A 5,854-nucleotide genomic window follows, 5' to 3' on the forward strand; every position below is an offset into this window, starting at 1 on the left:
GCTCGTTTGCGCAGCTCAGAAGGGTAGGAGGAGGGGCGTGCCATGACTCAATCCTTTCACGGAATAGAGTCTCTACCGAACCCGGAACGGTTCACCACCGAATGTGAGCCAGGGCCGTTGATTGGACACTCCCGCCTGCCCTCTTGAAGCTGCGTCACGTCAGGTCACGTCATGGCGAGTTCATGTCAGGAAGCGTGTCATTTCCTCGGGTGCTGGCCGTGAGGTCTACGGTCAGTCGAGTTCCCCGGGCCCGTAGTGGGCGACTGCCGCTCCTGTCTGCAAGGCCCAATAACGGTCTCCGTATGACCGGTGCCACCACTCAGTAGGGTTGTGCAGGCGGGCGATGCCGAGCACTGCCTTGTGCACGCCGCCGCCATTGAGACGGAGTTCACGGAGCAAGCTCATTGCTCGCTTCGGAGCTTGTCGAGCTCCTTCTCGAGGGCTTTCGTCTCCGCGATCAGCTGGTCGTGGGCGTTCTCCTGCGCCTTGTCGCCCTGGTTCTTGAATCCTGCTCCGAAATGTGGCTTGAGTTGGGTCCACCAGCCATAGTCCAGCATCGCCCATGCCTGCCGACACAACGGGGCGCGGGTTGTGGGCAGGTAACCCGCACCGACCAGGGGTCCGTAAAACTTCTTCTGGTCGCTCCCTTCGAGGTAGCAAAGGAAGTTGAAGACCCGTTGCTGGGTGACCGGGTGATCGCTCGAGAGCCCCTCCAGTGTCAGCTTGCCCTCCTTGCGGGCGAGCTCGTCGAAAAGTAATGCGGCTGCCAGCGACGGGCCCGGTCCAACCTGGTTGACGGTGTAGAACGACGCGAACCCGTCGGCCGCGTCCTCCTCGAGGCCGAGGTTCGGAAGGAGAAGTTGACGCTGCAGGGCGTGGCCCATTTCGTGGCCGAAGATGAACTGGGTCGACAGGACGGTCAGGTCGTCGACGTGGTACTGGGCCTCGGGGAACAGGGCCGGGCGCTTGACCGTCTTGACCACGTCGCCGAGGACCCCCTCGAGCTGGGTCAGGAACGCCGGGGGCATATAGATCGTCCGGCCGTCGGGCTGGGTGACCGCATCCGTAACCCCCGGCGGGACCTTGTCTGTGACTTTCACGTCCAGGTCATGCGGGAGAGCGACCCCCTTGTTCACCCAGTCAGCGAGCTGCTCGAGCACGCGAGACTTCCGGATCACCGCTGCCGCCTGCCGGTTCTCCGGCTTGATCGCGTCGTCCTCGTAGACGACCGTGACCCGACCGTTCGCGGCAGCCGTGTTGCCGGCGCCGTCACACGAGACGACCGCGAAGCCGACGACGAGCAGCGACCCCGCGAAAGCAGCCCTCAACATGGCCGAGTATCCACTATTGCTCAGCACCCTGGTCAGCTCTCTTCCTTGGTCCCGGCGTTGGGGCGGGCGGTTGCCGTTTCGCGGTCTCCGGGGCCATCCACCGATCCCGGAGGGCAGGACTCGAACCCGACACGCGGATTATGATCGACAAACCACGCGTCCTCAATGATTCATTTACGGCGATTTGCCTCCCGTTGGTTCGGGCTAAATGATCTAAGACGTGCCGGTTATCCCCGGATTCCCCGTCACCCGGCGAGGCTGAGGTTGTGCAGACGGGCGATGCCGAGCACGGCGAAGTGCACGCCCGCGGCCCGCAGCAGGTCTCCGTCGGCAAGGAGCAGGCCTTCGCCGTCCTGGACTGCGGTGGCGAGGACACGGACGAGCTGGGCATCGGCGGCACCGACGGCGCCGAGCTGATGATGGCCGCCTTCGACCGCGAGACCGGCGACCTGAACTGGAATGTCCCCACGGACGCCCGCCCCCTGGACCTGAGCGACACGGTGGCCATCGCCTCGACCGACCCGCTGGTCCTCACCGTCGCGCGGCCGTCGACCGACGACACGGGCACGACGGACGGCCGCGCCCCGGCGTCGAGTTCAACCGTGACTACGGCCCGTGTGGCGAGCAGCAGAGCGCCACCCGATCAGTTCGGAGCGGCCATGACCGTCGGCAGCGCCACGTCGTCGACGTTGATCAGACGGTCCGGGGTGAATGTCACCGGCAGCCCGCTCGGGCTCCCGCATGCCCTGACACACGCACAGGTGGCACCACAGTCAGGAGGTCTGCAATCCGCAGTCACACCATGGCGACCGCGCTCATGGCCACTGCCGCCGTCGCCGTCGCCGGAACGCTGCTCTCGACAGCAGCATCGCCGCAGGCCGCCCCCTCAAAGCAGTGCTCGACCACGAGCAAGTCCTTCCCCGCATCGAGATCCCGCAGGCAGGACTGCCAACGCGTCCACGGACACCTCCGCGAGCCACGCCCGCTCGGCCGTCCGCTTCGCCTCCGTGATCACCGTCCGGGCCAGAACACCCGTCGCGATACGGGACTTGTCCGCCCAGTAGGCGGCCCTCCGGGCGGCAAGCGCATCGTTGTGGACCACCCGGACGCAGCCGAACGTACGGGCCAGCGCGATGCACTGACCCGGCGTCGGCTCAATCCGGTACCGCAGATGCATGCGATCACCGTATCCGCCGCCACCGACAACGCTGTTCCACCCTGGCGGCGGAACAGCATTCCCTGCCCTGCTCCGCAGGAGCTTCGTTTCCTCCCCCGGCCAAAGCCGGGGGAGGAAACGAAGGAAGTCCGATGCGGACCGGGTGTGAGGCTTCAGCCTAGGCTTCGGTCCACTTCTCCTCGCCGGTGCCGCGTGGCAAGGTGACGGCCATCATGTCGCTGGGGGCGTCCAATGCGAGGCGGTGCCATCGCCCGCGTGGCACGATGGCCGCCGTTCCAGCACCCAGTTTGATCTCCTCCTCGTCTCCCAGCTGTTCCGGACGGAGGATGATGCGTATTCCGCCGGTGAGGCAGGCGACGAATTCGTCCGCCTCGGTGTGGATTTCCCAGTGGTCGCCGTGGACGTCGGCGTCGGTCTCCGCATGGGCGACCATCAGCAGCCAGCCGTCCCGCTCGAGCTCGGTGTCCGTTGTGGGCTGCTCGGTGTGCACCTGGCCGCCGGGGTGAAGGTGGACCAAGGATCCGAAGAGTTCGATCCGATGGACAGTCATGCTAGGACGTCCTTCCTGCGGTGGTCTTTCATCGGGTGAGTTATGGGCATGGGATGCCTGCCTGGGTCGGCCGCGACGACGTCACTCGACCAGGGCACGGCGCAGGGCTGCGGGGAGTTCGGCGATCTGCCGCTGTGACACCTCAGTGGACGGGACCGCCTGCGACCCGTGGAACGAGCCGGGCCACTGGTGCAGCTCGACCGACACGCCGGCCTGCAGCAGACGCAGTGCGTAGTCGATGCCTTCGTCGCACAGCGGGGCCAATTCCGCGGTGACGATGTAGGTCGGTGGCAGGCCGGACAGATCGGCGGCTCAGGCCGGGGCCTCCCCGGCCCGGTCAGCCGTACATCGCCACGCGGTAGAGAGCCGCAAGCGCGTCGTCGATGGGATGGGGCTGCGGCTTGCCGGAGGAGTCGAGCCTGTTCCACCTCTGCAGGTTCACCGCGACCGCCATCTGCCGCTTGCCGTCGGCACGGGTCATGGCCAGCGCTCCAGCACCCCAGACCGTGCCGCCATGGCCCCAGAAGGTGCCCTGATCGGGATCCTCCATCGGGTACAGGCCGAGGCCGTAGTCGCTCGTCTTCCCCTCCGGGGAGACGACCGGGACAGTGCGCTGCATCTGGGCCAGCGACGACGGGCTGACGATCTCCCCGGCCAGCAGCATCCCGTAGAAACGGTTGAGGTCCGCGACGGTCGATATCAGCGAGGCCGCCGAGCCCACCCATGACATGTCGTAGACGCTGTAGTCGCGCGGCGGGTCGATCATGCCGAACCACGCCTCGTAGTTCTGCGAGTGCGGCCCGTCGACGTACGGTCCAGCGGGGAATTCGGTGTCCCCGAGCCCGGCGCGCTCGATGACGTTCCGGGTGATGTACCGCTCGGCCGTAGTGCCGGTCACCTGTTCCAGGAGCTGGCTGAGGAGCAGGTAGTTGGAGTTGGAGTACACCCCCGGCGTACCGCCCGGGGTGCCGACGGCAGGTGCGGTGACCCCCATCTCGATCAGTTCGGTGGGGTCGAACCGCGTGAACCGGTGGTCGTCCAGGCTCTGAGGTCCGGTGTCCGCGAGGAAGGGGAACGCCTTGAGGGAGGGGTAGGCGTACGGAAGGTACTCGGCGAGGCCGCTCGTGTGGTTGATCAGCATCCGGACCGTGATCGCGTCACCGCGTTCTCCGGGAACCAGCCCCGGAAGGTACCGGCCGATCGGTGTGTCGAGACCGATCTGACCGCTCTCGACCTGCTGCAGAACTGCGACCGCGGTGAAGGTCTTGGTGATGCTGCCGACCCGGTGCCGCATGCCGACGGTGACGGGGCGACCGGTAGCGACATCGGCGATCCCGGCGGCACCGCGCCAGACCTGGTCGCCGTCACGCACCTCGGCGAACAGGCCCGGCATCCCGGCGCGGTGGACGTTCTCGATGGCGGCATTCAGCGCCGCGGGATCCAGTGAGTTCCTCACGATGTGCGTCCTTTCGCATTGCTCGGGGTGAGCTCTCATGTCCTCATTATGCACGCGGTGCGTGCAACACCAAGTGCATAGGTTAGAATGAATCCGACGAGAGGGGTGAAATGGCAGGTCGAAGGCGTTGGTCGACCGAGGACATCCTGGATGCGGCAGCGGAGTTGCTGCGCACGAGCGGCACCGAGTCGTTCAGCGTGCGCAAACTCGCCGCGGCCCTTGGGACCGATTCCTCCAGCCTCTACCGGCACTTCCGCAGCAAGACAGAACTGCTGCGCGCGGTCGCCGACCGGATCCTCCTGGCTTCCATGGACGGCTACCGCGCCGAGGGTGACTGGAAGCAGCGCATCACCGCCCTGGCCCTGCGCATGAGAGAGGCGTTCGGCCAGCAGCCCCAGCTCGCCGCGGTCTGGGGACGGTACGCGTCAGGCGGCGCCGGTTCCCGGCTGGTCATGGAAGAGGTGCTGCAGGCCCTGCGCGCGGCGGGGCTGCCCGACGAGGAGATCCCGGCGCGCTACCACCGGATCGCGGTCCTCATCGCCGCGTTGATCGCCTCCGAGGCCGGAGTCAGCACCATCACTCCAGAAGAGTACGAACAGGGCATGGAGCTGTTCCGCGTCGCGGTACTCGGCGCCGACCCCGAACGCTTCCCCGCCCTGGCCCACTTCGCCCGCGACGTCCGCCCCCTCGGGGTGGATCGCCGCGCCGCGTTCGAAGAGATCCTCGCTGCCCAACTCGCCCACATCGAGGCCGCAATCTGCCCGAGGCAGCCGACCGGCTCGTGAGTGTCGGCAAACGACCGTCTGCCGACACTCACGCCCGTGATCGCGAACCCGCAGGTGAACACTGTCGGCAACTCGCGTCGGAAATCAGTGTCGGTGAACGGTCCTTGGGGTAGTTTCCGACAATGCTCATCGGCTGCTGCGGGGAGGGTATCGATGTCGATGCGGCCACTCCGGGGCCGGTGAGGGCATGGCTGAACTCGGACCCGTCGCCTGGCCACCTGCCCCGATCAAGACCGAGAGGCTCGTGCTCCGTGAGCCCGAGGCCCGGGACCGGGCGGCTTTCATCGAGCTGCTCGCTTCGCCAGAGGTGCACACCTACCTCGGCGGTCCCCACCCGCGTGACGAGCTTGAGCACGAGACGCCTGAGGTGCCCGAGCGGTGGCCCGGGAGCTTCGTCGTTGATCTCGACGGGTCGATGATCGGCCAGATCCTGCTCAGGAGAGCATCGGAGCACCATCGTCCGGCTGCCGCGGGGAAGGCCGATCTCGGCTACCTGTTCCTGCCGCGGGCGTGGGGATTCGGGTACGCCACCGAGGCGTGCGCGGCGGCACTCGA

Annotated in this window: 7 protein-coding genes and 2 pseudogenes; 3 read left to right on the plus strand and 6 right to left on the minus strand. The window is 66.9% G+C overall.

Annotation, left to right across the window (positions count from 1 at the left end):
- Nucleotides 1–231: 231 nt before the first annotated feature.
- Both AC067Z_RS38410 and AC067Z_RS38415 read right to left on the minus strand, forming a co-directional pair.
- Nucleotides 232–330, minus strand: a pseudogene (locus AC067Z_RS38410) (M15 family metallopeptidase); the annotation flags it as partial.
- Nucleotides 331–401: 71 nt separating this feature from the next.
- Nucleotides 402–1,331 (minus strand): DUF4344 domain-containing metallopeptidase, encoded by a 930-nt coding sequence (locus tag AC067Z_RS38415; RefSeq protein WP_478794286.1) that lies wholly within the window; start codon nucleotides 1,329–1,331, stop codon nucleotides 402–404.
- A gap of 266 nt (nucleotides 1,332–1,597) precedes the next feature.
- On the opposite strand from AC067Z_RS38415, the gene AC067Z_RS38420 reads away from it, so the two are divergent.
- On the plus strand, nucleotides 1,598–2,395 hold the full coding sequence (locus AC067Z_RS38420) for a hypothetical protein (RefSeq protein ID WP_478794292.1): 798 nt from the start codon (nucleotides 1,598–1,600) through the stop codon (nucleotides 2,393–2,395).
- A 44-nt stretch (nucleotides 2,396–2,439) separates the two neighbouring features.
- Here AC067Z_RS38420 and AC067Z_RS38425 read toward each other — a convergent pair.
- The 4 genes and pseudogenes from AC067Z_RS38425 to AC067Z_RS38440 all read right to left on the minus strand — a co-directional run.
- A pseudogene (locus AC067Z_RS38425) lies at nucleotides 2,440–2,508 on the minus strand (helix-turn-helix domain-containing protein); the annotation flags it as partial.
- Nucleotides 2,509–2,665: 157 nt separating this feature from the next.
- Nucleotides 2,666–3,058, minus strand: a complete 393-nt coding sequence (locus AC067Z_RS38430; RefSeq protein WP_478794287.1) for a cupin domain-containing protein — start codon at nucleotides 3,056–3,058, stop codon at nucleotides 2,666–2,668.
- An 81-nt stretch (nucleotides 3,059–3,139) separates the two neighbouring features.
- Nucleotides 3,140–3,361 carry an alpha/beta hydrolase gene (locus AC067Z_RS38435; protein WP_478794291.1) on the minus strand — a complete coding sequence of 74 codons (222 nt, stop codon included), beginning with the start codon at nucleotides 3,359–3,361 and terminating at the stop codon, nucleotides 3,140–3,142.
- A 34-nt stretch (nucleotides 3,362–3,395) separates the two neighbouring features.
- Entirely contained in the window at nucleotides 3,396–4,553 is a 1,158-nt protein-coding gene (locus AC067Z_RS38440) for a serine hydrolase domain-containing protein (protein WP_478794288.1), read from the minus strand.
- A 71-nt stretch (nucleotides 4,554–4,624) separates the two neighbouring features.
- Here AC067Z_RS38440 and AC067Z_RS38445 point away from each other — a divergent pair, with 71 nt between their 5' ends.
- Together AC067Z_RS38445 and AC067Z_RS38450 are read left to right on the plus strand one after the other, a co-directional pair.
- Nucleotides 4,625–5,299, plus strand: coding sequence for a TetR/AcrR family transcriptional regulator (locus tag AC067Z_RS38445; protein WP_478794289.1), 675 nt, complete (start codon nucleotides 4,625–4,627; stop codon nucleotides 5,297–5,299).
- A 187-nt stretch (nucleotides 5,300–5,486) separates the two neighbouring features.
- Nucleotides 5,487–5,854 (plus strand): GNAT family N-acetyltransferase (locus tag AC067Z_RS38450; RefSeq protein ID WP_478794290.1); only part of this gene is annotated, 368 nt, incomplete at its 3' end.

The sequence above is a fragment of the Streptomyces sp. NPDC043812 genome (assembly GCF_056436245.1).